The organism is Parasedimentitalea maritima (genome assembly GCF_005771405.1).
Taxonomy (GTDB): domain Bacteria; phylum Pseudomonadota; class Alphaproteobacteria; order Rhodobacterales; family Rhodobacteraceae; genus Parasedimentitalea; species Parasedimentitalea maritima.
This window is the reverse complement of sequence record NZ_VAUA01000006.1, coordinates 95,013-119,310: the sequence shown is the minus strand read 5'-3', so window position 1 is coordinate 119,310 and position 24,298 is coordinate 95,013. Positions and strand designations below refer to the sequence as shown.

Below are 24,298 nucleotides of genomic sequence, written 5' to 3'. Positions count from 1 at the left end.
GGAAAATAGAAAATGACCAAGACACAATTTCAGCCTGGAGAAATCTCTCTAGGGGACTGGCGCCGTATCTTCGAGAACAAAATATCGATCGGGTTTGGCCCTGAAACCATCGAAACCGTTAAGGCCTGCCAGGCCGCTGTGATGGAGATCTTGAACAAGGGACGTCCGGTCTATGGCGTCAACACTGGTTTTGGAAAACTGGCTCACGTCAAGATCGAGAGAGACCAAATTGTCGAGTTGCAGCACCGACTGATCATGTCACATTGTGTCGGCACTGGCGCCCTACTGGACGACGATGTCGTGCGCTTAGTGATATACCTTAAGGCCAATGCCTTGAGCCAGGGCCATTCCGGTATCCGCTGGGAAGTCATCGAGATGCTGCTGGACATGGCCGAGAACGATGTGCTGCCCTGTATCCCTTCCAAGGGATCTGTCGGCGCTTCGGGCGATTTGGCACCGTTATCGCATATGGTCGCCGCAATGATGGGCGAAGGTGAAATGAGGGTGCGTGGTGAAAAGATGCCTGCGTCCCACGCACTGGCGGTGATTGGTCGCCAACCGATCGAATTGGGCCCAAAGGAAGGCGTGGCGCTGATCAATGGCACCCAAGTCTCAACCGCACTGGCTATGAAGGGACTGTTTGCCGCCGAAGACCTGCTACGTAGTGGTTTGGTAACTGGTGCTCTCAGCGTTGACGCCTGCAAAGGCTCCACCACTCCGTTTGATGCCCGCATTCATGCGGTCCGTCGGCAAAATGGTCAGCAGCAGGTTGCCGGAGCCTACCGGAGATTGCTGGATAGCAGCCAAGTGCGGCACTCCCACATCGATTGCGAAAAGGTACAGGACCCTTACTGCCTGCGCTGCCAGCCGCAGGTGATGGGCGCTTGCCTGGATCAGTTGGAGTTCGCTGCCGGTGTGATCAAAAACGAGGCCAATTCAATCAGCGATAACCCCTTGGTGTTCCCTGAGACCGGAGAAATTCTGTCGGGTGGGAACTTCCATGCTGAACCCATCGCAATGGCAGCCGACAATATTGCGCTGGCGATTGCCGAAATCGGATCAATTTCAGAACGACGTCAAGCGATGATGGTGGATGCTTCGGTTTCCGGCCTGCCTGCCTTTCTGGCACCTGAGAGCGGACTAAATTCAGGCTTCATGATGGTGCAGGTTACCTCGGCGGCGCTGGTTTCAGAGAACAAGGCACTGGCGCATCCATCATCAGTTGACAGTATCCCGACCTCGGCCAATCAAGAAGACCATGTGTCGATGGCGACCTATGCGGCGCGAAGGCTGGGTGATATGGCCGACAATTGCCGGGCGGTGCTGGCAGTAGAATGGATGGCAGCAGCTCAAGGGTTGGAGTTTCACCTGCCGCTGGAAACCTCCCCACCGCTGCAAGCCGCAGTCACCGCGTTACGAGAACAGGTTCCGTCTTTCAAGCGGGACAGATTTATGGCCCCTGATCTGGAAAAAGCCATTGAAATGTTGAAAACAAACACTCTGAGCGCGATGGTTTCTGAACCTATCGGCGCAAGCCTCAAGAACTAAGAAAGAACAAAAAATGCCCTGGATTGATACCGTTGAATACGAAGATGCCGATGGCAAACTGAAGATGTTGTACGACCGAGTCAAAGGCCCGGACAACAATGTCGACAACATCATGATGATGCATTCGTTGCGCCCCCATACGATGGAGGGGCATATGGCGATTTACAAATACGTCTTGCACCACACCGGCAACACCATCCCCAAATGGTTCCTGGAAACTCTGGGTGTTTGGGTCAGCTCGCTGAATGAATGCAACTACTGTGTTGATCATCATTTCTCGGGTTTAAAGCGGCTGCTGAAAGACGACACGAAATCAGATGCTATCCGTCTGGCCATCGAAACGCGTAACATTGCGGCTGCACCGTTGGACGCACAGCAGAAACTGGCGATGGAATACGCCCGTCAACTGACCCGCGATGCAGCGGGCATGACGGAGACAATAGTCGTTCAGCTACGCGATGCTGGGTTTACCGACGGAGAAATCCTCGAAATCAATCAGGTCTCGGCCTATTTCGGCTATGCCAACCGTACGGTGCTGGGGTTGGGCTGCTCGACCAAGGGAGATATTCTTGGTCTATCGCCCAACAAGTCTCAAAACCCGGACGACTGGAGCCATACCTGAATGAAACAGCCTGTGGCCCTGCCGATTGAGAAAATCCGGGGGATCACCTATCCCCCGCCACCCTCGATCACCGAAGAGGCCACAGGCGTGGCCGCAGATGTTCTGCGGTTAAACTTGAACGAGTCGCACCTGCCTCCCTCCCCCAACGCATTGGCCGCGGCGGCGCAGGCATTGACGCAAACCAACCGCTACCCTGATCATGGTTGCAGCACGTTGACAGCGGTGATCAGCAAGCGCACCGGGATTCCAGCCAGCCGGATTAGCTTTGGAAATGGCAGCGGCGAGATCCTGGTGGCGCTCGCGATGCTCTCGATAAACGAGGGCGACGAGGCGGTGATGCCCACGCCAACTTTTCCAACTTGCGGCAAGGGGGTGCAAATCGCGGGGGGCAAAGTGGTCAGCGTTCCGGTGCTGCCCGATGGCAGCAATGACGTTGTAACAATGCTGGCAGCGGTGACGCCGGACACACGGTTGTTCTACCTATGTACCCCCAATAACCCCACCGGAGCGATACTCACGGCGTCAGATCTGGAACTGGCAGCGCGCCAAGTGCCGGACACGGTGCTGTTGGTTGTCGACGAAGCCTATTTTGAGTTTGCCCAGGCTGAGGGCGGTCCGGATGTACTCAAGATCCTCGCGAACCGAGCAGGCCCATGGGTGGTGACACGCTCATTTTCCAAGGCCTATTGCATGGCTGGAATGCGCGTCGGATATGCACTGGCAAGCGATGAGGACATCCATAAAGCCCTGTGGCAGCTACGGCCCAACTTCAACGTCAATCGGGTGGCGATAGCAGCCGCGACTGCTGCGATGAACGATGACCGCTATTTACAGACCTGCCTGACCCATACCATTTCCGAACGCAAGCGACTGGAGATTGCGCTAACACTTCTCGGGTTTTCAGCCCTGCCAAGCTTTGCCAATTTCTTGACAGTTGTCCCACCTGTCAGCGCGGACATTATCAGCTCATCACTGGCGGCGGAGAACATTCTGGTCCAGGCAATGCCCTGGCCCGGCGGCAACGGAGCTCTGCGGATCACCATAGGGTCACAATCCAATACCGACAGATTGATCCTGGCAATCAGCAAAATCCTGGAACACTGACATGCAGGAGGCGCTGGACCAGATCATTGCAACATTGGGCCATAAGGCAGTTCTGACCGCCCCACGCGATATGGAAAAATATCTGGACGATCTGCAAGGCGTAACCGTCACGCAGCCCATGGCAATTTTGCGCCCTGCCAACACAGACCAAGTGGCCGCAGCAGTAAAGTGGTGCCGGGCCAATAACCTGAGCATTGTCCCGCAAGGTGGATTGACTGGCTTAACGGGCGCAGCAGTGCCCACTGCCCCCTCCCCTTCAGCGATCATTGCGCTGGAGCGGATGAACGCAATCCGAGAGGTGGATCTGGACAACAACAGCATGACTGTGGACGCCGGTGTTGTGTTGAGCAAGGTACAGTCTTCTGCAAAACAAGCCGGGCGGTACTTCCCGCTGCACCATGGAGGTCAGGATTCCAGCCAGATCGGCGGTAACCTTGCCACAAACGCAGGCGGTAACAACGCGCTTCGCTACGGCACCGCCCGCGATCAGGTGCTGGGACTTGAGGTTGTCTTGCCCGATGGGACTATCTGGAACGGCTTGCGAAAGCTGCGAAAAAATACCGCCGGATATGATCTGAAGCATCTGTTTATCGGTTCAGAAGGCACGTTAGGATTGATCACTGGTGCAGTACTGAAACTGGGCGCCTACCCATAAAACCGCACCACTGCTTTTGTGGCCATAGCTTCCGTCGAGGCAGCCCTGCATTTACTGCGCTTTTTGGAGGACCAGCTGGGCCAAGTCATCTCGGCATTTGAATTGATGTCGAAAGCCGCGCTGGAATTTGGCGAAGCCGTGGGAAAGAACCGACAGCCACTTGAACAGCAAAGCGATTGGTATCTTCTAATCGAAGCTGAAACCTCTGCAAAAGCCTTTGACCTGGAAGATGCGTTGATGGCTGCGCTTTTTGAAGCTAATGAAAATGGGCTGGTACAAGATGCGGCGATTGCACAGTCGGTAGGCCAGCGTCAGGGTTTTTGGATGTTACGCGAGGCTTTCGCAGCAGGTTTTGTTGATGATAAATCCGCCATCAAATGCGACACAGCAGTGCCGGTCGCCGCGCTACCAGAATACCTTCGCGCAACCGCAGATGCTCTGACCAGATACCTACCAAATGTGAGGCCTGTACCATTCGGGCATCTTGGAGATGGCAACATCCATTTCAACATTGCCCGACCAAAGGACATGGACGCAGAAACCTTCATGCAGTATCGCCTGCAGCTGTCCAAAATTGTTGATCAGGAAGCGCTGAAGCTCAATGGAACGATCAGCGCAGAGCATGGTATCGGATCTCTGAAGAAACACCGCTTTGAAAACGGGACCGACCCAATTGAGCTGAGCCTTCTGAAACGCATTCGGCGGGCCTTCGATCCTGACGGTCATATAAACCCGAATGTATCTATAAACTAAGCTTGACGACCGACTAACCCCGGAACGCGCCTGCGATTTGATGCTCCTGAATTTGCCCCTCTCGGACAACCCACGGTCATGCTGGCCAATCTGGGTACCGGTGCAACGAGCGGTAAGACCAGCGCAATAAACCGCTGAGTCCTGCACCGGCGCAAAAGCAAAAAGCGGCCAGATGGTCTGCATTGGCTCGATCCAAGCGGCTGATCTACAGCTAAATGTGGTGGGTGTTTCACCTGACGACGCGTGGTGTTTTCCCAAAATGGGCGTCTTCAGCCGCAAAAATGCCGCCAAAGACTTTGTTTGTTCTACTTACCCATCAAACCAAGCTCCAACTTGCTCCGCCAGCCTATGGGATCAGCCTGCACAGCTTATGCCTCAACTGGGGCCACGACTTCTGCAAACTTCTTAAAGAACTTTGCTGCCAGCTTTTTAGCCGTGCTCTGGATCAACCGTCCACCAAGTTGCGCCAGTTTGCCACCAATCTCTGCTTTGGCGGTGTATCTCAGCACTGTCTTTCCAGCGACCTCTTCCAGGGTCACATCTGCGCCGCCCTTGGCATGACCTGCCGCCCCGCCATTGCCCTGCCCCGTCAATGAAAACGCGCTGGGTGCACCCGAAGTGTCCAACACTACGTTGCCGCCAAAACGCGCCTTTACGGGGCCGATTTTCAAGACAACCTTGGCTTCCAACTCAGTATCGGAATGTTTGATCAATTCTTCACAGCCGGGAATGCACTGCTGAAGGATGTCTGGATCGTTCAACGCCTCGTAAACGCGGGTCATTGGGGCATCGATGATAATTTCGTCGTTCAGTTCCATGGTCTTGTCTTTCTTAACAACAGGGGAATTTGATTGTGGCAAGGGTTTCGGCCTGTTCCGGCGTCAGTTTTGCCCGGCCAAACAGGGATCGCAGGCGCATCATGATGACTTGCAGGGCGCCTGATTTTGCGAGGGGATGAGCGGCGGTTTCACTCATTCGAAGCCTCATCAGATCGATGGTTCTTGCGGCGGACCTGTGTCAACTGCGCCAGAATCGAAAGCGCAATTTCCTCTGGCGTGACCGCATCAATGGCCAATCCAGCCGGTGCCTGGACCTGAGCCAGCTTTTGCGGATCAGCTCCTGCCGCAATCAATCGCTCTGACAGGGCCGCAAACTTGCGGCGACTGCCAACAAAGGCCACAAACTCCGCGCCCGAATTCAAAGCCGTACTAAGACAGGCTGCATCATCCTTGCCTTGGCTGGCCACAACAACCATCCGCCGGGCCCCAGTTGGCAGCGGGATAGCAGGGGCAGTAGGCTCTGCATCCTGAACGGACCAACGAAACGGGATCGCCATGGCCGCCAAGGATTGCGCAACCGGCGACGCCCCAAAGATCAGTAATTCCGGCGCGGGTAATACGGGTTCAATAAAAACATCCATTGACCCCTTGGACGGGCAGCCATTGCGGGCAAAATGCACACCGTCAATATCGTCTCCTGCCTTTACACCCTTCTCAGCCAAGACATCCTGTGGATGCAGCGAGATTAATTGAGGGCCACCTTTGGCAAGGCACCGTTTGGCGGCCTTGGTCAGCGCCGAGCGCACACAGCCGCCCCCAATCCAACCCTTTTGGATGGTACCATCTGCGGTCAGCAATGCCTTGGCACCCGGTTTCGCCGCGGTTGCACCAATGGTGCGCACCACAGTTGCGATCGCAAACGGGGCCCCTTTGGCGCGCAGCTCATCAGCCAGCGCAGACATGTCACGATCTATCAATTCAGCTTGGGTCATAGGCGTGACAACTCCGGTTCTAGGGCCGCCAAGTCAGCAAGCCGGTTGGCAGCGCGAAATAAATCAAGATGGGGAAGAGCGGCGGCCATGCCCTTGGCGACAGGTTCGTATCCGTTCCAGCCTTTCAGCGGGTTCAGCCAGATGACCTTGCAACCGCGCTTTTTCAACGCCGCAAGCGCATCACCAATTCGGTGCGCAGGGCCTGTGTCATAGCCATCGGACAGGATCATCACGACACTGCGCCCATCCACAAAGCGTCGCGCATAGGTTTGGGAAAACTGAGTTAGAGAGGAGCCTATGTTAGATCCCCCGCCAAACCCATCAGCCAGCACAGACATCCGCCCAAGTGCACGCAGTGCATCCTTGTCCCGCAATGCATCTGTTATGCGTACAAGGCGCGTATGGAATAGATACGCATCTGTCGCGTCATCCGCCCGCATCAGCCCCGCCAAAAACGCTAAGAACACTTGCGCATAAAGAGCCATCGACCCGGACACGTCACAGATAGCAACGATTTTTTGCGGCCTGTCGGGGCGTTGTTTCTTGGGCAGGCAAAGTGGTTCTCCACCCGTAGATAAGCTTTGCCGGATCAGCTTGCGAAAGTGGATCTGATCACCCTTGCGTGCGGCCTTGCGGCGACGCGAACGACGATCCCGCAGCGCAGCACCCAACCGTCGCGCGATCGCTTCGGCCTCGGCAATATCTTCGGGTTGGACCAGATCACGCAGATCTTTCTTCATCAGGTTCTGCACAGAGGAGGCAATCAGCTTGCCTTCTCCATCCGCCGCAGCCTCACCATCCCCACCGTCCGGAGTGGTCGCAGTTTCGGTACCGGAGCCGATCTGATCGGTCTTTGCAGGTCGCGACGAATGCACATCATCTGTGTTGGGTGACGCCAAAACCGGCATAACTTTCTGCCGGACCCGACCACCGTTTAGCCAGAAACTATCGAACAGATCATCAAACCGCTCAACCTCTTCGCCGCATCCGCTACAAACACTTTTTAGCGCCCGGCGGGCTTCCTCAGGGTTGCCCGCTTGTATTTGGGTCAGGGCCCTCAGCGCAGTTTCGGCCTCCCCCACTCCAACACGCAATCCATGTGCGCGCAGATGCGCCATGAACCCGGCCATCCGGGCAGCAGGGCCCGGATCACGGGCAGCAAATTTAGTAACCCGGCTCATGCTGCCTGCCCCGCCAAGCGTTGGGCTATCTCAGTAGAAATGTTGCCGCGGTCCGTTTCGGTTTTCAGCAAGGTGACCAGACTGGCCTGCAACAGCACGGGATCCTGGGTCAGATCAGCAATCCCCAGCCCCATCAGCGCCGCCGAAAAATCCAGCATTTCAGCAATGCCGGGCTTTTTCTCCAAATCTTCTTTGCGCAGCGATTGCACAAATCCAATGATCTGCCCGGCCAAAGCCGCCTCGATCTCTGGGCAGCGCGCCTTCAGGATCGCCAGTTCCGTCTCACGGTCCGGATACTCCACATGCGCATAAAGACAACGCCTGCGCAGCGCGTCACTCAAATCGCGGGTCCCGTTTGCGGTCAGGATCACCATCGGGCGTGAGGTCGCTGTGAGGGTACCCAACTCGGGAATCGAAATTTGAAATTCCGACAGGACTTCCAGCAAATAGGCCTCAAACTCCTCATCCGCACGATCAATTTCGTCAATCAGCAACACCGGCGCCTTTGGCTGGCGGATTGCTTTGAGCAGTGGGCGTTCCAGCAGGAATTCTTCGGAAAAGATGCGCTGCTCAACACTGCGGCCGGTTTCCCCATCCTCAGCAGCCGCCCGGATCGTCAGCAACTGGCGCTGATAGTTCCATTCATAAATCGCCTGTGCCGCATCCAGCCCTTCATAACATTGCAACCGGATCAATTGGGTCTCACAGATCGCAGCCAGAACACGCGCAATTTCGGTTTTACCTACCCCTGCGGCCCCTTCCAGCAGCAACGGACGGCCGAGCGACAAGGCCAGATGAACAGCCATCGCCAAATCATCCGAGGCAATATATCCCTGTTCCGCCATGGCGGTTTGACGTGATGTCCACTGCATTTCAAATTCCAGATTTTGGGATGCGCTGCCCTGATTAGGGCAGCGCGTTTGTCAGTTACTCGTGCAGACCCAGATCATTGGCGGTCTGCCAGATCCGCCAGTGGTCATGTGGCATATTGGTGTGACGCAGGCCAAAGGCCCGGAACGCATCCTGCACCGCATTCGAGAAACACGGCACGCCCCCCACATGCGGGCTTTCACCAACGCCTTTGGCCCCAATCGGGTGATGCGGGCTGGGGGTAACCGTATAGTCGGTCTCATAGTTGGGGACCTCCCAGGCTGTTGGCAGGAAGAAATCCATCAGCGTGCCGGTTTTGACGTTGCCCATCTTATCGTAGGAGATCTCCTGCCCCAGTGCGACGGCCAGTGCCTCGGTCAGGCCACCATGCACCTGTCCTTCGATGATCATCGGGTTTATCCGAGTGCCACAGTCGTCCAGCGCGTAAAAGCGGCGGATTTCCGGAACACCAGTATCAACGTCAATGTCCATCACACAGACATAAGCACCAAAGGGATAGGTCATGTTGGGTGGGTCATAGTAGCTGACCGCCTCTAGCCCCGGCTCCAAACCTGGAATGGCCTGGTTGTAGGCGGCATAAGCGATGTCTTTCATCGTCTTGAACCGCTCGGGCGCACCTTTGACGGCAAATCGATCTACATCGAATTCAACGTCATCATCATGCACTTCCAACAAGTAGGCCGCGATCATCTGCGCCTTAGCACGGATTTTACGCCCCGCCATCGCCGCCGCAGCACCAGCTACTGGGGTAGACCGTGACCCATAAGTACCAAGCCCATAGGGCGCTGTATCAGTATCACCTTCTTCTATGGTGATACTGTCAGCCGACAGCCCAATTTCACTAGCGAGGATCTGTGCAAAGGTGGTCGCATGCCCCTGCCCCTGACTGATAGTCCCCAATCGAGCAACCGCTGATCCGGTTGGGTGGATGCGTATCTCGCAGCTGTCAAACATCCCCATGCCCAGGATATCACAATTCTTGACCGGGCCTGCACCGACGATTTCGGTGAAGAAGCTAAGCCCAACACCCATCAACTTGCGGGTTTCGCCGCGCTTGAACGCTTCGACCCGGTCTGCCTGTTCCTTGCGTAGACCTTCATAATCGACGGTCTTCAACGCCTTATCCCAAGCCGTGTGATAGTCGCCACTGTCGTATTCCCAGCCCAAAGCCGACTGATACGGGAACTGCTCTTTCTTGATAAAGTTGATCCGGCGCAGCTCAGCTGCATCCATGTTTAGTTCAATCGCCAGAACCTCGATCATTCGTTCGATGAAATAGACCGCCTCGGTCACCCGGAAGGAACAGCGATAGCTGACGCCACCCGGAGCCTTATTGGTGTAGACGCCATCAACACCCAGATAGGCCACTGGGATGTCATACGATCCGGTGCAGATGTTCATGAACCCAGCCGGAAACTTGGTCGGATCGGCGCAAGCATCAAAGCCGCCGTGATCCGCTGTCACATGACAATGCAACCCTGTGATCTTGCCCTCTTTGGTGGCCGCGATTTTGCCAGTCATCCAATAGTCACGGGCAAAGGCGGTGGACATCAGGTTCTCCATCCGGTCCTCGACCCATTTCACCGGTTGACCAGTGACAATCGACGCCACAATCGAACAGACATAGCCGGGATAGACACCCACCTTGTTACCAAAGCCACCGCCGATATCAGGCGAGATCACCCGGATATTGTGCTCTTCGATGCCAGACAGCAATGACGCCACCGTGCGCACCACATGCGGTGCCTGAAAGGTGCCCCAAAGCGTCAGCTTGCCATTGACCTTATCCATCGACGCAACCGATCCGCAGGTTTCCAGCGGACAGGGATGGGTGCGATGGTAATACATACTTTCTGTCGCCACGACCTCGGCACCGTCAAGCACCTGATTGGTCGCGGTTTCGTCCCCTTGCTCCCAGGTGAAGATGTGGTTGTGATGCTTGCGCGGACCATGCGGGCCTTCGGTTTGCCCGGCCAGATCCTCGCGCAGAACAACGTCAGACTTCAGTGATTCAAACGGGTCCGTGATAACTGGAAGTTCTTCGTATTCGACCTCAACCAGTTCCACTGCATCCGCAGCGACATAACGGTCGCGGGCCACAACAAAAGCAACCTCTTGGCCTTGAAACAGCACCTTACCATCGGCAAGCACCATCTGTTTGTCACCGGCAAGGGTTGGCATCCAGTGCAGGTTCAGCGGAGCCAGATCTTCAGCGGTCAGAACGGCAACAACGCCATCCAGCGCCAGTGCAGCGTCCTTGTTTACCGAAACAACCCGCGCATGGGCATAAGGCGAGCGAACAAAATCACCGTGCAGCATACCCGGCAGTTTCACGTCATCCACATAATTGCCTTTGCCCTGGGTAAACCGGGCGTCTTCAACGCGTTTGCGCGAACAGCCCAGCCCCTTAAGGCCAGCAGAACGCTCTTCGCGATCAGGAGTCAGGTCGTTCATTGTGCAGCCTCCTTTGCGGAATTCAGTTCACTTGCTACCGCAAGGATGGATTTCACAATGTTCTGATATCCGGTGCAGCGGCAAATATTGCCAGCCATGCCAAAGCGAACCTCTTCTTCGGTTGGGTTTGCGTTTTCCTCAAGCAGTTTGGTTGCGCGGGTGATCATTCCCGGCGTGCAAAACCCACATTGCAACCCGTGATGTTCACGAAAGCTTTCTTGCAGGACATGCAGGGCGTCGGGCTGGCCGATGCCTTCGATAGTGGTGATTTCTGCCCCATTGGCCTGCGCCACAAACATGGTGCAGGATTTCACCGATTTACCATCCACGGTCACAGTGCAGGCACCGCAATGAGAGGTGTCACAACCAACGTGCGGGCCAGTGATGTTCAGTTTTTCACGCAGCGCGTAAATCAACAAATCGCGGGGTTCGGCCAGGAACTCGTGGTCCTCACCGTTTACATTCAACTTGATATGCATCTTGTCAGACATTTGATGGTTTCCTTACGCGCGGTCCCAGGCGCGCGTGATCGCGCGGGTCAGGATGATACCGGCCACATGGCGTTTGAACGCCACCGGACCGCGGTTGTCTTCGGTTGGATCGATGTCGCCCAGCATCGCTGCAACGGCGGCCTTCATTGCCTCCGTGTCACAGGTCGTGCCTACCAATGCGTCACCCGCATCTTCGGACCAGACCGGCACATCGCTCAGATTGGTCATCGCAATTGAAGCTGTGGCAACTTTGCCCTCTGCCTTGGTGATTTGGACCGCCGCCGCAGCCGTGGCGTAGTCGCCAATCTTGCGCTTTTGCTTTTCATAGGAATAACCGCCGGTGGGGGCTGCAAAGCGAACTGAAATCAGAACCTCATCATCCTCGCGGTCGGTCATATAGGCCGCTTCGTAATACTCACGGGCCGCAACCTTACGAGTGCCCTCGGGCCCCAACAGTTCAATCTGTGCGTCCAGACATTGCATCAGACCCGGCATATCGTTGCCCGGATCCCCATTAGCAATATTGCCACCCACAGTCCCCATGTACCGCACCTGAGGATCAGCAATCTGCAAGGCAGCTTCACTCAGGATAGGCGCTGCGGCTGACAACCCATCGTGGTTGATCAACTCATGCTGAGTAACCATCGCCCCAATGGTGATTGTGTCACCATCAATGGCGATGCCTTTAAGGGCTGCAATGTCCTGAAGATCGATAAGATGCGGCACCTCGGCCATGCGCAGTTTCATCATCGGGATCAGGCTGTGCCCGCCCGCCATGACGCGCGCGTCATCGCCGTGTTCTTGCAAAAGGGCTATCACCCCTTCGACATCTTTTGGGCGATAATAGTCAAACGCCGCTGGTATCATTGCTGGTCCTCCCTGACGTGCAGTTGATCTGGCTAAGGGAAGACCTGCATGCTTTCGCATACGGAACCTGCTGTTTTGTATCGAAATTCGCGATCTGCTGCACGAAATGCGAATTACCCGCACGAAATGCGACGACATTCCAACGTGTCCTGTAGGCGGGTGCGCCCCAACGGCCACTAAACAAATGGCTGGGTTGCTTTACTTGCAAGCATTTCATCCGCCAACGCACCGAGCCACATGGTTAGCGATACAGGCGGAATGAATAGGGCATTAAAGAGAAGAAGGAGAACGCTTCAGGAACTGACGCCGCTCAGCGCCAAGATTGCAAATGAAACCTTAGACACCCAGTGTCGCGCGCACTTGTTTCAGCCGCGACCGGCTAACGGGCACTTTGGCCAGACCGGGAAGATCAAAGTGGCAAATACCGTTGTCTTTCAGGCGTTCGAAACTGATGACATGGGCAGGATTGATCAGATAGCTACGATGCGTTTTTAGAAAGGGATTAGGTGCAACACGTTTTTCTGCCTCGGTGATGGACCAGGCACAAAAGAACACGCCATGCGCTGTATAGATGTGGGTGTAATGCCCTTCGGCCCGGATCGCGGCCACAGAATCCAAATCCGCAAAAAGTGTCTGGCCCTTCAGCTCGTAAGGGATCTGTTTTCCGCGCGGTTCGATTTCGATTGGCCCGCTCTCGACTTCCGCTATGGCCCCCTCCCCGCCTGTTTCTGCAAAGACTGCCGGGACCACCTGCTGCGATGGCTCCAGAAATGTCACCCCTGTCAACAGGAAGGCACCGCATAGCACAAAACTGCTGATCACAACGCCCATGGCCATGATCTCTTTTCCAATCGAAGGTCCAACTTCGTTAACCGAAGAATCGGCTACAAACCCGGTTCCGGCAATTGCAATAAAGTGCACGGCAACCACCGCTACCCCAAAACAAACTGTCCCCAGCAGGATATTTCGATGACTGCGCTGACCATAGGCTATCCAGAACGCCGCAATATTCAGCAGGCAGGACGCCAACACGGCCAGAGTAATGCCCAAAGGGGTATAAAGTGCCCGGCACATTTCCAATCCAGCCATACCGATATAGTGCATGGCAATTATACCCAGCCCCACAATGGAACCCGCGCTGACTAACACCAGAGGCGTTCGTTCACGAAAGTGCAGCAACAGCAAAGCAACACCAACAACTAGTATCGCAACCAATGCGGAAGACAGGGTGACTGCCGCATCATAATAAAACAGGATCGGCAGCTGCAGGCCTAACATGGCCACGAAATGCATCGACCAGATCCCACCGCCCAAAGAAATGGCCGCCAATGCAATCGACAGCTTTTTCTGTAAGGTGCTGCGTTGCGCCAACCCCTGGGTCAAACTCAGACCAGTAAACCCCGCCATCAGCGCCACCAATAGGGAGGCGCCAATCAGTGCTGGGTTGTGGGAGTAATCCAAAAATTGCATTACGCCTTATATCGCCGCCCGCTTTTTGCTGCAATCGACTTGTCGAGATCCCTACACTTTGAAGGAGACTGTTCTCAGGTTTATAACCTTAGTGACAGGCAGGACATGCCGCCATCTAGCTTGGCACATTCAGAGTTGCTGATTTCAACAACCTGATAACCTGCCTTATCCAGCATCTCAGCCGTACGTGGGAACCCAGACGCCATCAGCACCAAATTATTGAACCGGATCGCATTGGCGGCGGCCTCTTCACCCTCGGCGACATGCAGAACGCGGTAGCCGTCAAAGCAGCCCGAAGCATCCAGACGTTTTGTTGACAGGATGGTCTCTGCATCCATCAAGGAACAGTCGGTTTTGAAGTGCAGCACGCCCGGCGGGGTAAAGACCTCACGCAGTTGGTGGCCCCATTCAGCGGCAATTTCAGCCAGTTCAGCCACACCCTTGGCATCAGTACGATCTGATCGACCCACTAAAATCTCATGCCCGGTGACTAGTATGTCACCGCCCTCGACATGGCCGGGGCCTTTGATTTCGCGCACTTCATCGTAACAGGCGCGAATGGTGGGCAACATTTCAGCCACTTCCCCCATCCGCGATGGCGCGCCGGGGCGCATCATGATTGCACCCTGAGGCAAACAGAGGGTGGTATCTTCAACAAACACCGCATCCGGGTGCGCCTCGATAGCGTTTAGTTCGATCACTTTGGCACCGGTGCTTTTTAGCGCAGCAACGTAATCCGCATGGGCCGATAGCATTTTATCCAGATCCGGGGTGCCAATATCTTCGGCGCGCAACCCGTCAACAATACTGGCAGAGGGACGCCGGGTGATGGCGCGGGTGAATTCATAGGTAGGATTGCTCATGTCAGTCTCATCAATTCAGGAGGGGGTAAATACCGGGGCCTCGATTTCAATCATGCAGGGGCCGGTAATGCCGTCACAGGCCGTCACCGCAGCAGCCACAGCTTGTGGGTCGGTCCCGCATTTCTGGTGAGGAATGCCAAAAGACAGCGCAGCTGCCTCAAAATTCGGCGGGGTCGGGTCGCAGCCCACCACAGTGACGCCAACGTCTTGCATCGACGTCGCGATCTCGCGGTAGCCGTGATTGTTCCACACTACAAAGATGATGGGCAGCTTTTCGTCCACGGCCGCCATGATCTCTGGCAGACTGAACTGTGCCCCGCCATCGCCAATAATGCAGATGACCCGCGCGCCCGGATCGGCGATGGCCGCGCCAATTGCAGCCGGGATGGCATACCCCAATGCACCGTATCCGGTGGCCGCATTGAACCAGCCCCCTGCCCTGTCATGGTCGTAATACAGATTGCCAGCATAGATCGGTTGGGTTGAATCGCCGACCATAACCGAACCAGGGGCAGCGACACGCATTGCATCAAGGATCTGGACTTGAGATTGGTATTCCTGGCCGAGCTCTTCAAAAGCCGCTGTTCGCGTCTGCGCGGCACGGTCGGCCCCAGCCCCAGTTGAGGCGTTCTTGCGACGCAGGTCAGCAATCAGAACATCAAGTACAACTCCCGCATCACCTTGCAAACCAATCTCCGCCGGATGGCGGCCAATCTGCTCGTTACAACAATCAATCCGAATAAGCCCCTGCATCCGGGCCATACTGCCGGTGGCATACATGTCATAATCTGTCGGCCCCAGTTCGGTACCTACGGCCAAAACCACATCTGCGCCTTCAATCAGGTCGCGAACGGCCCGCAAACTAGGACTGGCAGGAACACCCAGCGGGTGGTCATACATGACACCTCGGGCATTTACAGTTTGCACCACCGGGGCATCCAGACGCTCGGCCAGATCGCGAACCAAATCTGCCGCAGCAACAGACCCGCCACCAGCCAGAATGACCGGGGCTTTGGCCGCCTCTAACGCGTTCTGTGCCCGAGAAACCTGATCCGGCTCCAATTGAGTTTGACTACCAGTTTCTGTCACAACAGAGTTTTCAACGTAGTCCCCTCCGGCCACATCCAGCGGAATTTCGACATGGGTTGGGCCCGGCCTGCCACTGGAAAAAGGCAAAAAGGCTTTGGTTAGAGCCGAAGACAGATCGTCCGACTGACGCACCTGCGCAGACACAAGCGCAACGGTGGACACCATCGCGTGCTGGTTGGGCAATTCATGCAGACAGCCCAATCCTTTGCCCAATGACGACAGACGATTAACGCCAGAGACCACTAACATCGGGATACTATCCGCTCGGGCCTGCGCCATTGGGGTCAGCGTGTTGGTCAGCCCCGGTCCGGTGATGACAAAGGCTACGCCGGGCTTGCCGGATACACGGGCATAGCCATCCGCCATAAATCCAGCGCCCTGTTCGTGGCGCGGCGTTACATGACGAATACCCGAAGCCGCAAGGCCCCGGTAAAGTTCCACAGTGTGCACACCCGGAATGCCAAAGACAGTTTCAACGCCACGTTCGGCCAGTTGCGTGACCAGCGCTTCTCCGATGCTGGTCATGCAACGTCCTTTTGCAGGCTGTTGGCATGTGAAACAATACGCTCGATTGCCGTTTCGAATGACGCGTCGTCGATGGTCAGAGCCACCCTCACCCAATCGGCCATGGTGGTCCCAAAGGATGTGCCTGGCATTACCGCAACTCCGCCATTTTCCAGCAGATGTTCGGCATAGGCCTGCCCGTCCAAACCGGTACAGGCCACATTGATCATCGCAAACATGCCAGCCTGGGGCTGATGCACCGTCAAATCCGTTTCCTGCGTCAACCGGTCATAGAGTTTTGCAGCCCGCGCGGCATACCGGTTACGCATACCTTCAGCGACCGGAGAGCCTTCGCGTACGGCCATTTCAGTCATGTCGGCGATAAAGGGTTGATTGCCAAACAACATGGTTTCAGACAGCGGCAACAAGGCTTCGGTGAAGGCAGCCGGACCAACGCACCAACCACTGCGGAATCCCGGTGCCGCATGCGACTTGGAGATCGAAGACACCGCGATCACCCGGTCCGCATAGGCACTGCGCGACAAGGGCGACACAAATTCAGCCCCATCAAAGACCAACTGGTCATAGACCTCGTCCGAAATGATCCACAGATCATGTTTCAACGCCAGCTCACCAATGGCGTCGATATCTTCAACCGTCAGGATTGATCCAGTTGGATTATGCGGCGTGGTAAGCAGGATCGCACGGGTTTTGTCCGTAATTCGGGCGGCGATATCTGCTGCCTGAATGCGAAACCCATGTTCAGGCCGCAGCGGCACCGGGACCATCTCAGCGCCCGAGGCCCGCACAACCCCTTCGTAAGTGGCATACATCGGGTCTCCGATCAGCACCTCATCCCCGGCCTCGGCGACTCCCATCATCACGGCGTAAAGTGATGTTTGAGTACCGGGAAAACATAAGAACTGATTGATTTCAAAAACGCGGCCAGTGGACGCGGAATAGTGTTCGGCCAGCGCAGCCAGCAACCCGGCCTCACCCCGGCCATCGGAATAGGTCGTCCGCCCCGCCTTCATCGCCGCGATAGCCGTGTCAGCCATAATGTCCGGCGTCGGCACGTCCGGCTCTCCAATGGTCATCTCAACGATATCGGCGCCTTGCCGAACCATTTCCTTGGCGCGCAGGTGCACTTCCCATTTGGCGCCACCTAGGCCTGCAAGGCGCTGTGTAACCGCAGTCGTTTTCATGGCTGGTTTGCCCTCTGTTCCAAGTCTAATCCAATAATTGCGCCGACCGATTCGACGCCAATGCCCGGCAACTCCCCCGGAGCAAAAGCATCTGGCAGCGCACCTCCCTCGAGCCAAAGCCCGTCAATCACGCCGTTGCAGGCGGTTGCCAGATGATGCAGGCGTGTATCTGAAACAGATTGTCCGGCCTCGTCCAAAGCCGCCCGGATCAAGTCCTGCAACCGGTCCCGAAAGTCGGCATATGTGCGCTCGTGAGTGGCCTTCATCTGCGCATCCTGCTGCACCTTGTTAAGGAAACTGGCCCAAAGAGCCACCGCCCGAGGATCAGCCACTGGTGGTTCCAGCGAAGTCCTGACCAAAGCGGCCAAATGGTCCCGTGCTGTCCCCTGCACCTTTGCCGCCATGGTAAAGGTCAGGTCGGTCATTTCGGTCATGTGAGTTTCATAAGCCGCCGTCACCAATTCTTCCTTGGTCGAGAAGTAATGCCGGATCAGGCCCTGGGTCACATCTGCCCGTTCGGCAATCGCCCGCACTGTTGCTCCCCGCACGCCCTTTTCAGCTACCAGGGACAAAGTGGCCTGTATTAGAGCCTCTTTTCGCTGATCCGCTGTTTCGCGTTTGAACTTGCGGCGCGCATCGCTCACGGGGCTTCCTTTCACAGACTTCGTATTTATACACTTGCATAATTACGAAGCTTGCGCCTTACTACAAGCACAAATGTGAGGAAGCCGGAAAATGCCGACAGCTGCATCTGCAGAACCATCACCCGAGCCTGACACGCTTGGCGAAGCCATTCAGGTCGAGGATCTGCACAAGTCCTTTGGTTCGCTCGAAGTCCTGAAAGGCGTGTCACTAAACGCGCGTAAGGGTGACGTGGTGGCGATCATTGGTGGCTCCGGTTCCGGCAAATCAACGATGCTGCGCTGCATCAATTTTCTAGAGACACCAACCTCGGGCAAAATCACAATCGATGGTGAGCAGATCGAAATGAATGCCGATGGCAGCCCAGCCAATCGGCGTCAGATCGAACGCATTCGCACCCGACTGGCGATGGTGTTTCAGCAATTCAACCTTTGGACACACCGGACCCTGCTGGAAAACGTGATCGAGGTGCCCGTTCATGTACTGAAAGTGTCGCGAGCTGAAGCCATCGCACAAGCTAGAGTTCTGCTGGACCGTGTGGGCTTGGGCGATAAGGCCGATACCTTCCCGGCCTACCTGTCCGGGGGTCAGCAACAACGCGCCGCAATTGCCCGCGCGCTGGCGGTGGACCCCAATGTGATGCTGTTTGATGAACCTACATCGGCGCTGGACCCGGAACTGGTAGGTGAGGTGCTGACGGTCATCCGCGATCTGGCCGCCGAAGGCCGCACCATGTTGTTGGTCACCCATGAAATGAAGTTCGCACGCGAGGTGGCCAACCACGTCGTTTACCTGTTCGAAGGCCGTATCGAAGAGCAGGGCCCACCTGCCGAGGTCTTTGGAAACCCACAGTCGGCCCGACTGAAACAGTTTCTCAGTTCGGTCGCCTAACCACCAAAACAGACTCTAAATATGACAACTCAGGGAGAAACGTCATGAAAGTGAAAACCATTCTTGCCGCCACAGTTGCTGCAATCACCCTTGCTGCAGGTGCTGCCAGTGCTGAACAGGTCAAAATAGGCATCGCCGCCGAAGCCTATCCTCCGTTTGCGTCGGTTGATTCATCCGGCACATGGGTTGGCTGGGAAATCGAAGTCATCGACGCAGTCTGCGCTGCTGCCGAACTGGACTGCGTGATCACCCCAGTTGCATGGGACGGCATCATTCCCTCGCTGACCGGCCAGCAGATCGACGCCATCATGGCCTCGATGTCGATCACAGAAGAGCGGTCCAAAACCATCGACTTTTCGAACGCCTACTATAATACACCTGCCGTGATCGTGGCTGACAAATCGATGGACATCGAGCCAACACCGGAATCACTTGCAGGCAAGATCATCGGTATTCAGGCCTCGACCATCCACCAGGCCTATGCGCAGGCCTATTTCAAAGACTCCGAAATCCGCGTGTATCAAACACAGGACGAAGCCAACCAGGATCTGTTCGCTGGCCGCATCGATGCGACCCAGGCCGACAGCATCGCCATGGCTGATTTCGTTGGCTCCGACGCTGGTGGGTGCTGCGAAATCAAAGGCCCGGTTGCAAATGACGAAGCCATCCTCGGCAAAGGCGTAGGTGCAGGCACCCGCAAAGGCGACGACGCGCTGCAAACGGCCTTGAACGCCGGCATCGCGGCTATCTTGGCCGATGGCACGCATGAAAAGATCACCGCGCGCTACTTCAACGCCAGCATCTACAGCGAATAAGATCTCGCTTTGGAACTGATCCTCGAAACGCTTGGTCTGGCCGAGAGCGCACAGCTGCTGTCGCTCTCGCCGCCGGGCTGGGGCGCCAATCTGCTGCGCGGCTTGGTGAACTCGCTGAAAATTGCGTTCGGAGCCTTTGGCTTTGGGTTGCTGATCGGGCTTTTCGGGGCCTATGGAAAACTGTATGGCGGGCCGGTCCTGCGCGATCTGCTTGCCATATATACCACTGTGATCAGGGCGGTGCCGGAATTGGTGCTGATCCTGATCCTCTATTACGTCGGCACAGACTTGATCAACAAAGCGTCCTCAGCCCTAGGTTACGGCCGGATTGAGATCAGCGGTGTTGTGGCCGGCATCTGGGTTTTGGGCATTGTTCAGGGCGCCTATTCGATCGAGGTCCTGCGCGGTGCGATCCAAGCTGTGCCCCCCGGCCAAATCGAAGCCGCCCGCGCCTTTGGTATGCCACCGATCATGACCATGTGGCGCGTCACCATTCCCGCGATGATGTCGTTTGCCACGCCCGGGTTGGCCAATCTATGGCTGATCGCCACCAAGGACACCGCCTTATTGGCAATCGTTGGCTTTTCAGAACTCACCTTGGAAACCCGTCAGGCCGCGAGCAGCACACGTGCTTACTTCACCTTTTTCCTTGCCGCCGGCGCGTTGTATCTGATCGTGACCTTATGTTCCGGCGTGGTCTTTGCCTGGATTGAAAAATGGGCCCGTCGTGGTCAGCCATCCCTGCGCGAGGACCGGACATGACCACTCTAAAATCTCTGATGGTGCCGCATCGTATCGTAATGATGCTGCTTTTCGCAGCGCTGGTCCTGTGGTGTGCACTATCGCTGCGCTGGGATTGGATCCCGAAATATGCACCGCTTGCACTGGAAGGGTTGTGGACCACCATCTGGATTCTGGCCCTCACCACGGTTCTGGGTTTCTTGCTGGCGGTGCCTCTGGGCCTGGCACAGGCGATTGGACCTTGGTACCTGTCAATCCCCGCCCGCACCTTCTGCACTATCATTCGCGGCACGCCGCTACTGCTACAAATATGGCTGCTCTACTACGGTTTGGGATCGCTTTTTCCGCAATTCCCGTGGATTCGCAGCAGCGAGCTGTGGCCCTACCTGCGCCAAGCCTGGCCCTATGCGGTACTGGCCCTGACGCTGTCATATGCCGGATATGAAGGTGAAGTGATGCGCGGTGCCTTTTCGGGTGTGGCCAAAGGCCAACTAGAGGCCGCCAAGAGCTTTGGTATGCGCCGTTTTACCATGTTCCGCCGCATCTGGTTGCCACAAGCGGTCCGCAACGTGCTACCTACTTTGGGGGGGGAAACCATCCTGCAGCTGAAAGCCACACCGCTAGTGGCGACGATTACTGTGATAGATATCTACGCGGTGTCGTCGCGGGTGCGGTCAGACACCTTCATCGTCTACGAACCGCTGCTGCTGCTAGCCTTGGTCTATATGGTGATCGCGGGGCTGATCACACTTGCCTTCAAACGGTTCGAAAACCAAGTCGCCAGATAAGCTGAAGTGGCCCTATATCTACTATATCAATGTTCGGATGTGAGGGTCGCGTCTGACCTTGGGGAGGTGCAAAGCGCCTTCCCGGGGGGAAGGTCAGGCGCGACCCGGCGTTGCCGGGTCAAATGAGCTCTAACTCAGCAATTTAGATTACTTTCCGGACCAAACAGGATCGCGTTTTTCGGCAAAGGCGCGCGCGCCTTCCAATTGATCGTCTGAGCGATACAGCACATCCACCGAGGCCAACTGGCTTTTGGTGATCCGGTTCATCGCATCCTGAAACTTGCTGTCTTCGGCGTCTCGAACGATTTCCTTGATCGCGGCATAGACAAGCGGCGGGCCACTGGCCAATAGGCGCGCCAGCTCCCATGCGCGGTCCATCAACTGATCCCCCGCAACAATCTCGTTCACCAATCCCCAGCGATGCGCCTCCTCCGCATCAAACCAACGCCCGGTCAGCAGCAGCTCCATGGCGATGTGATAGGGGATGCGCTTGGGCAGTTTAATGCTGGCCGCATCTGCCACGGTGCCCGAGCGGATTTCCGGCAGCGCAAAGGACGCGTGATCCGCAGCCAAGATCATATCTGCCGACAGCGCCAGTTCTAGCCCGCCACCGCAGGCAATACCATTCACCGCGGCGATCACCGGCTTGTTCATGTCGCGCAACTCCTGCAGCCCGCCAAAGCCGCCAACGCCATAGTCACCGTCGACGGCATCACCGTCAGCCGCAGCTTTCAGATCCCAGCCGGGGCAAAAGAACTTCTCCCCGCCACCCGTTATGATGGCCACCCGCAGTTCGGGATCATCGCGAAAGTCGCGGAACACTTCGCCCATGACATGGCTGGTGGCCAGATCAATGGCGTTGGCCTTGGGCCGGTCCAGCGTGACCTCAAGAATGGCACCGTCGCGTTTGGTTTTAATAGGAGACATCAGAGTCAGGCCTTTCGGATGAGTGCATCAACTGCAACAGCCCGGTCAGGCGTGCAGAGCAAGGGGTTAATTTCAACTTCGCTGAGTGTTTCAGCGTTGGCAAGAACGTAAGCCTGCACCGCTAATACGGCCTCAACAATCGAAGCGGTATTGGCAGCAGGCTTACCGCGATAACCCGACAGTAACGGGGCGCAGTTCAGTGTGGTCAGGGCAGTTTCAATGTCTGCGGTCTGAACTGGCAGCAGCATGGAAACCGTATCACGCAGGATTTCGGTCAACACGCCCCCTGCCCCCAGTGTCAGAACAAACCCGTGAGCGGGGTCTCGCATGACACCAACCAGCAGCTCGGCCACTGTGTCGGTGATCATCTCTTCGATCAGCACCTCTGCGGTGCCGATATTGGCAGCAACGGTTGCGGCATCCTCGGCTTGGACTTCCAACCGCACGGCGGCATGTTCTGATTTATGGGCCAGCCCCACGCCCTTGATCGCAAAGGGAGGGCGCAGCTGAACGGCAGCGGCTGCAACTGCGTCCATACCACGGGCAGTCCGGTTCTGCGGGGTGAGCACACCATGCGCCGCCAGCGCCAATTTAGACACAGCTTCACTCAAGGTGACTGTCGCTTCTGCTGTGCCCGGCAAGCAGACAGGCTGCTGTTTGGGCGGATGCAGATTTGCTGCGGCTTCAGTTGCGGCCAATGCCTCGCGCAGACCCAGAAACGGCACCACGCCCCCCGCCATCAGCTCTGTCGCAACCTCTGGTGACATCAGCTCTGGCAGGGTCGCAACAACTGCAAATCGCGCGCTGGTATCTGCGCGCACCTTCAGTGCCGCCCCGGTGGCACAGGCCCAATCCGCCGCATCAGTGGTTGGGTAATCAACAATCGAAAAGGTCATGGCGATGCTATCGCCGGTCATGCCCGACCAGGCCCGCGCCATCGCATCCTCATCGCGCCAAATATAGGTGTGGTAATCCAACGGATTGTTCAGCGCCACCATTGGCCCCAGCGCATCCCGCAGTTGTGCCTGTTGGTGATTGGACAGCGGTGGAAAACTCAGCGTGGTTTCGACTGACATATCGGCGATCAGGCTGGCCTCGCCGCCGGAACAGCTGATGGACGCGATATCACCGCTGGGCAACGGCCCATAACAATGTAGCAATTTCAGCGTTTCCAACAAGTCGGGCAAGGCAGACAGGCGCGGAATGCCCAGACGATCCAGAAAGGCCTGAGCCCCGGCATCACTACCCGCCAGCGACGCGGTATGGGAAACGGTCGCCTGTTGCGCCTGTTCAGAGGCACCAACTTTAAGCGCCACCAGCGGCACGCCCTGTTTGTAAGCCTTTGCTGCCAAAGCCTCCCAATCGCGCAGATCCGAAAAACCTTCAATATGCAGGCCCACGGCCGTCACACGCGGATCATCAATCAGCGCTGAAGCAATCTGCGCCTGCGAGGTCTGGGCCATGTTGCCACAGGTCACCACATAGGCAATCGGCAGTCCGCGCTGCTGCATGGTCAGGTTGATGGCAATGTTCGAGCTTTGCGTCAGGATCGCAACGCCACGGTCCACCCGCTGGCAACCATGCTGATCCGGCCACAACAACGCCCCGTCCAGTGCATTGACAAAGCCATAGCAATTGGGCCCAAGGATTGGCATCTCCCCCGCCGCCGCAACCAGTTGTGCTTGCAGGTCATCGCCTGTTTCATCCTCGGCAACGGCCTCGGCAAAGCCGGAAGCAAAGCAAACGGCCCCCCCTGCCCCCATTTCTGACAACCTAGCGACCAGCCCAACAGTTGCGTGGCGATTGACGCCAATGAACACCGCATCAGGCGCTGCTGGCAGGTCCGCGAGTGATGCATAGGCCTGATGCCCAGAAATTTCTGCAGCTTTGGGATGAACCGGCCAGATTTCTCCGGAAAACCCCATGCCCACGGATTGTTTAATGACCTGTTCACACCATGCCCCACCGCCAATGATGGCGATAGATTTAGGCTGAAACAGGCGGCGGAGAGATTTGGTCATCGGCA

Annotated in this window: 23 protein-coding genes and 1 pseudogene; 9 read left to right on the top strand and 15 right to left on the bottom strand. The window is 56.5% G+C overall.

Features of this window, described 5'->3' with window-relative positions:
* Nucleotides 1-12 precede the first annotated feature (12 nt).
* The 5 genes and pseudogenes from hutH to FEE96_RS13000 all read left to right on the top strand — a co-directional run.
* Nucleotides 13-1,548 carry a histidine ammonia-lyase gene (gene hutH, locus FEE96_RS13020; protein ID WP_138163530.1) on the top strand — a complete coding sequence of 512 codons (1,536 nt, stop codon included), beginning with the start codon at nucleotides 13-15 and terminating at the stop codon, nucleotides 1,546-1,548.
* Nucleotides 1,549-1,561: 13 nt separating this feature from the next.
* Nucleotides 1,562-2,170 carry a carboxymuconolactone decarboxylase family protein gene (locus FEE96_RS13015; RefSeq protein WP_138163529.1) on the top strand — a complete coding sequence of 203 codons (609 nt, stop codon included), beginning with the start codon at nucleotides 1,562-1,564 and terminating at the stop codon, nucleotides 2,168-2,170.
* Complete coding sequence (locus tag FEE96_RS13010) at nucleotides 2,171-3,274, top strand: pyridoxal phosphate-dependent aminotransferase (protein WP_138163528.1); 1,104 nt, start codon at nucleotides 2,171-2,173, stop codon at nucleotides 3,272-3,274.
* A 1-nt stretch (nucleotide 3,275) separates the two neighbouring features.
* Nucleotides 3,276-3,929: an FAD-binding oxidoreductase gene (locus FEE96_RS13005; protein WP_138163527.1), complete on the top strand. Its 654-nt coding sequence runs from the start codon at nucleotides 3,276-3,278 to the stop codon at nucleotides 3,927-3,929.
* Between the two features lie 15 nt (nucleotides 3,930-3,944).
* Nucleotides 3,945-4,682: pseudogene (locus FEE96_RS13000) on the top strand (FAD-binding oxidoreductase); the annotation flags it as partial.
* Nucleotides 4,683-5,050: 368 nt separating this feature from the next.
* Here FEE96_RS13000 and FEE96_RS12995 read toward each other — a convergent pair.
* The 13 genes from FEE96_RS12995 to FEE96_RS12940 all read right to left on the bottom strand — a co-directional run bounded on the left by FEE96_RS12995 (nucleotide 5,051) and on the right by FEE96_RS12940 (nucleotide 18,112).
* On the bottom strand, nucleotides 5,051-5,500 hold the full coding sequence (locus tag FEE96_RS12995) for an SRPBCC family protein (RefSeq protein ID WP_138163525.1): 450 nt from the start codon (nucleotides 5,498-5,500) through the stop codon (nucleotides 5,051-5,053).
* A 13-nt stretch (nucleotides 5,501-5,513) separates the two neighbouring features.
* Nucleotides 5,514-5,657, bottom strand: coding sequence for a hypothetical protein (locus FEE96_RS23495; RefSeq protein WP_158979884.1), 144 nt, complete (start codon nucleotides 5,655-5,657; stop codon nucleotides 5,514-5,516).
* Nucleotides 5,650-6,453 (bottom strand): XdhC family protein, encoded by an 804-nt coding sequence (locus FEE96_RS12990; RefSeq protein WP_138163524.1) that lies wholly within the window; start codon nucleotides 6,451-6,453, stop codon nucleotides 5,650-5,652. Before FEE96_RS12990 ends, FEE96_RS23495 begins: the two co-directional genes overlap by 8 nt.
* Nucleotides 6,450-7,634: a vWA domain-containing protein gene (locus FEE96_RS12985; RefSeq protein ID WP_138163523.1), complete on the bottom strand. Its 1,185-nt coding sequence runs from the start codon at nucleotides 7,632-7,634 to the stop codon at nucleotides 6,450-6,452. Before FEE96_RS12985 ends, FEE96_RS12990 begins: the two co-directional genes overlap by 4 nt.
* A complete protein-coding gene (locus FEE96_RS12980; RefSeq protein ID WP_138163522.1) occupies nucleotides 7,631-8,506 on the bottom strand; it encodes an AAA family ATPase in 876 nt (291 codons plus the stop codon). The genes FEE96_RS12985 and FEE96_RS12980 overlap by 4 nt, the downstream gene beginning before the upstream one ends.
* A gap of 55 nt (nucleotides 8,507-8,561) precedes the next feature.
* Nucleotides 8,562-10,979 (bottom strand): aerobic carbon-monoxide dehydrogenase large subunit, encoded by a 2,418-nt coding sequence (locus tag FEE96_RS12975; protein WP_138163521.1) that lies wholly within the window; start codon nucleotides 10,977-10,979, stop codon nucleotides 8,562-8,564.
* Nucleotides 10,976-11,470 carry a (2Fe-2S)-binding protein gene (locus FEE96_RS12970; protein WP_138163520.1) on the bottom strand — a complete coding sequence of 165 codons (495 nt, stop codon included), beginning with the start codon at nucleotides 11,468-11,470 and terminating at the stop codon, nucleotides 10,976-10,978. Before FEE96_RS12970 ends, FEE96_RS12975 begins: the two co-directional genes overlap by 4 nt.
* Before the next feature lie 12 nt (nucleotides 11,471-11,482).
* Nucleotides 11,483-12,337, bottom strand: coding sequence for an FAD binding domain-containing protein (locus tag FEE96_RS12965; protein WP_138163519.1), 855 nt, complete (start codon nucleotides 12,335-12,337; stop codon nucleotides 11,483-11,485).
* Nucleotides 12,338-12,673: 336 nt separating this feature from the next.
* Nucleotides 12,674-13,807 carry an MHYT domain-containing protein gene (locus tag FEE96_RS12960; protein WP_138163518.1) on the bottom strand — a complete coding sequence of 378 codons (1,134 nt, stop codon included), beginning with the start codon at nucleotides 13,805-13,807 and terminating at the stop codon, nucleotides 12,674-12,676.
* Nucleotides 13,808-13,887: 80 nt separating this feature from the next.
* The gene (locus tag FEE96_RS12955) at nucleotides 13,888-14,670 is read right to left on the bottom strand and encodes an arginine deiminase family protein (RefSeq protein ID WP_138163517.1); all 783 of its coding nucleotides are present in this window, start codon (nucleotides 14,668-14,670) and stop codon (nucleotides 13,888-13,890) included.
* Nucleotides 14,671-14,685: 15 nt separating this feature from the next.
* On the bottom strand, nucleotides 14,686-16,284 hold the full coding sequence (locus FEE96_RS12950; protein WP_138163516.1) for a 5-guanidino-2-oxopentanoate decarboxylase: 1,599 nt from the start codon (nucleotides 16,282-16,284) through the stop codon (nucleotides 14,686-14,688).
* On the bottom strand, nucleotides 16,281-17,468 hold the full coding sequence (locus FEE96_RS12945) for a pyridoxal phosphate-dependent aminotransferase (protein WP_138163515.1): 1,188 nt from the start codon (nucleotides 17,466-17,468) through the stop codon (nucleotides 16,281-16,283). The genes FEE96_RS12950 and FEE96_RS12945 overlap by 4 nt, the downstream gene beginning before the upstream one ends.
* Nucleotides 17,465-18,112 carry a TetR/AcrR family transcriptional regulator gene (locus tag FEE96_RS12940; protein WP_138163514.1) on the bottom strand — a complete coding sequence of 216 codons (648 nt, stop codon included), beginning with the start codon at nucleotides 18,110-18,112 and terminating at the stop codon, nucleotides 17,465-17,467. The genes FEE96_RS12945 and FEE96_RS12940 overlap by 4 nt, the downstream gene beginning before the upstream one ends.
* Nucleotides 18,113-18,203: 91 nt before the next feature.
* On the opposite strand from FEE96_RS12940, the gene FEE96_RS12935 reads away from it, so the two are divergent.
* Genes FEE96_RS12935 through FEE96_RS12920 form a run of 4 tightly spaced genes read left to right on the top strand, consistent with a single transcriptional unit; the run spans nucleotide 18,204 to nucleotide 21,345 of the window.
* A complete protein-coding gene (locus FEE96_RS12935) occupies nucleotides 18,204-19,001 on the top strand; it encodes an ABC transporter ATP-binding protein (protein WP_138163513.1) in 798 nt (265 codons plus the stop codon).
* Between the two features lie 44 nt (nucleotides 19,002-19,045).
* The gene (locus FEE96_RS12930; protein ID WP_138163512.1) at nucleotides 19,046-19,816 is read left to right on the top strand and encodes a transporter substrate-binding domain-containing protein; all 771 of its coding nucleotides are present in this window, start codon (nucleotides 19,046-19,048) and stop codon (nucleotides 19,814-19,816) included.
* Between the two features lie 9 nt (nucleotides 19,817-19,825).
* Nucleotides 19,826-20,578, top strand: coding sequence for an ABC transporter permease (locus FEE96_RS12925; protein ID WP_138163511.1), 753 nt, complete (start codon nucleotides 19,826-19,828; stop codon nucleotides 20,576-20,578).
* Entirely contained in the window at nucleotides 20,575-21,345 is a 771-nt protein-coding gene (locus tag FEE96_RS12920) for an ABC transporter permease (RefSeq protein ID WP_138163510.1), read from the top strand. Before FEE96_RS12925 ends, FEE96_RS12920 begins: the two co-directional genes overlap by 4 nt.
* A gap of 147 nt (nucleotides 21,346-21,492) precedes the next feature.
* On the opposite strand, the gene FEE96_RS12915 is transcribed toward FEE96_RS12920, so the two are convergent.
* Nucleotides 21,493-22,272 carry a carnitinyl-CoA dehydratase gene (locus FEE96_RS12915; RefSeq protein ID WP_138163509.1) on the bottom strand — a complete coding sequence of 260 codons (780 nt, stop codon included), beginning with the start codon at nucleotides 22,270-22,272 and terminating at the stop codon, nucleotides 21,493-21,495.
* A 5-nt stretch (nucleotides 22,273-22,277) separates the two neighbouring features.
* Nucleotides 22,278-24,293 (bottom strand): acetate--CoA ligase family protein, encoded by a 2,016-nt coding sequence (locus FEE96_RS12910; RefSeq protein WP_138163508.1) that lies wholly within the window; start codon nucleotides 24,291-24,293, stop codon nucleotides 22,278-22,280.
* Between the last annotated feature and the right edge of the window lie 5 nt (nucleotides 24,294-24,298).

Coding starts and splice junctions, on each gene's coding strand:
- hutH (WP_138163530.1), top strand. CDS start 13: ATGACCAAGACACAATTTCAGCCTGGAGAAATCTCTCTAGGGGACTGG.
- FEE96_RS13015 (WP_138163529.1), top strand. CDS start 1,562: ATGCCCTGGATTGATACCGTTGAATACGAAGATGCCGATGGCAAACTG.
- FEE96_RS13010 (WP_138163528.1), top strand. CDS start 2,171: ATGAAACAGCCTGTGGCCCTGCCGATTGAGAAAATCCGGGGGATCACC.
- FEE96_RS13005 (WP_138163527.1), top strand. CDS start 3,276: ATGCAGGAGGCGCTGGACCAGATCATTGCAACATTGGGCCATAAGGCA.
- FEE96_RS12995 (WP_138163525.1), bottom strand. CDS start 5,500: ATGGAACTGAACGACGAAATTATCATCGATGCCCCAATGACCCGCGTT.
- FEE96_RS23495 (WP_158979884.1), bottom strand. CDS start 5,657: ATGAGTGAAACCGCCGCTCATCCCCTCGCAAAATCAGGCGCCCTGCAA.
- FEE96_RS12990 (WP_138163524.1), bottom strand. CDS start 6,453: ATGACCCAAGCTGAATTGATAGATCGTGACATGTCTGCGCTGGCTGAT.
- FEE96_RS12985 (WP_138163523.1), bottom strand. CDS start 7,634: ATGAGCCGGGTTACTAAATTTGCTGCCCGTGATCCGGGCCCTGCTGCC.
- FEE96_RS12980 (WP_138163522.1), bottom strand. CDS start 8,506: ATGCAGTGGACATCACGTCAAACCGCCATGGCGGAACAGGGATATATT.
- FEE96_RS12975 (WP_138163521.1), bottom strand. CDS start 10,979: ATGAACGACCTGACTCCTGATCGCGAAGAGCGTTCTGCTGGCCTTAAG.
- FEE96_RS12970 (WP_138163520.1), bottom strand. CDS start 11,470: ATGTCTGACAAGATGCATATCAAGTTGAATGTAAACGGTGAGGACCAC.
- FEE96_RS12965 (WP_138163519.1), bottom strand. CDS start 12,337: ATGATACCAGCGGCGTTTGACTATTATCGCCCAAAAGATGTCGAAGGG.
- FEE96_RS12960 (WP_138163518.1), bottom strand. CDS start 13,807: ATGCAATTTTTGGATTACTCCCACAACCCAGCACTGATTGGCGCCTCC.
- FEE96_RS12955 (WP_138163517.1), bottom strand. CDS start 14,670: ATGAGCAATCCTACCTATGAATTCACCCGCGCCATCACCCGGCGTCCC.
- FEE96_RS12950 (WP_138163516.1), bottom strand. CDS start 16,284: ATGACCAGCATCGGAGAAGCGCTGGTCACGCAACTGGCCGAACGTGGC.
- FEE96_RS12945 (WP_138163515.1), bottom strand. CDS start 17,468: ATGAAAACGACTGCGGTTACACAGCGCCTTGCAGGCCTAGGTGGCGCC.
- FEE96_RS12935 (WP_138163513.1), top strand. CDS start 18,204: ATGCCGACAGCTGCATCTGCAGAACCATCACCCGAGCCTGACACGCTT.
- FEE96_RS12930 (WP_138163512.1), top strand. CDS start 19,046: ATGAAAGTGAAAACCATTCTTGCCGCCACAGTTGCTGCAATCACCCTT.
- FEE96_RS12920 (WP_138163510.1), top strand. CDS start 20,575: ATGACCACTCTAAAATCTCTGATGGTGCCGCATCGTATCGTAATGATG.
- FEE96_RS12915 (WP_138163509.1), bottom strand. CDS start 22,272: ATGTCTCCTATTAAAACCAAACGCGACGGTGCCATTCTTGAGGTCACG.
- FEE96_RS12910 (WP_138163508.1), bottom strand. CDS start 24,293: ATGACCAAATCTCTCCGCCGCCTGTTTCAGCCTAAATCTATCGCCATC.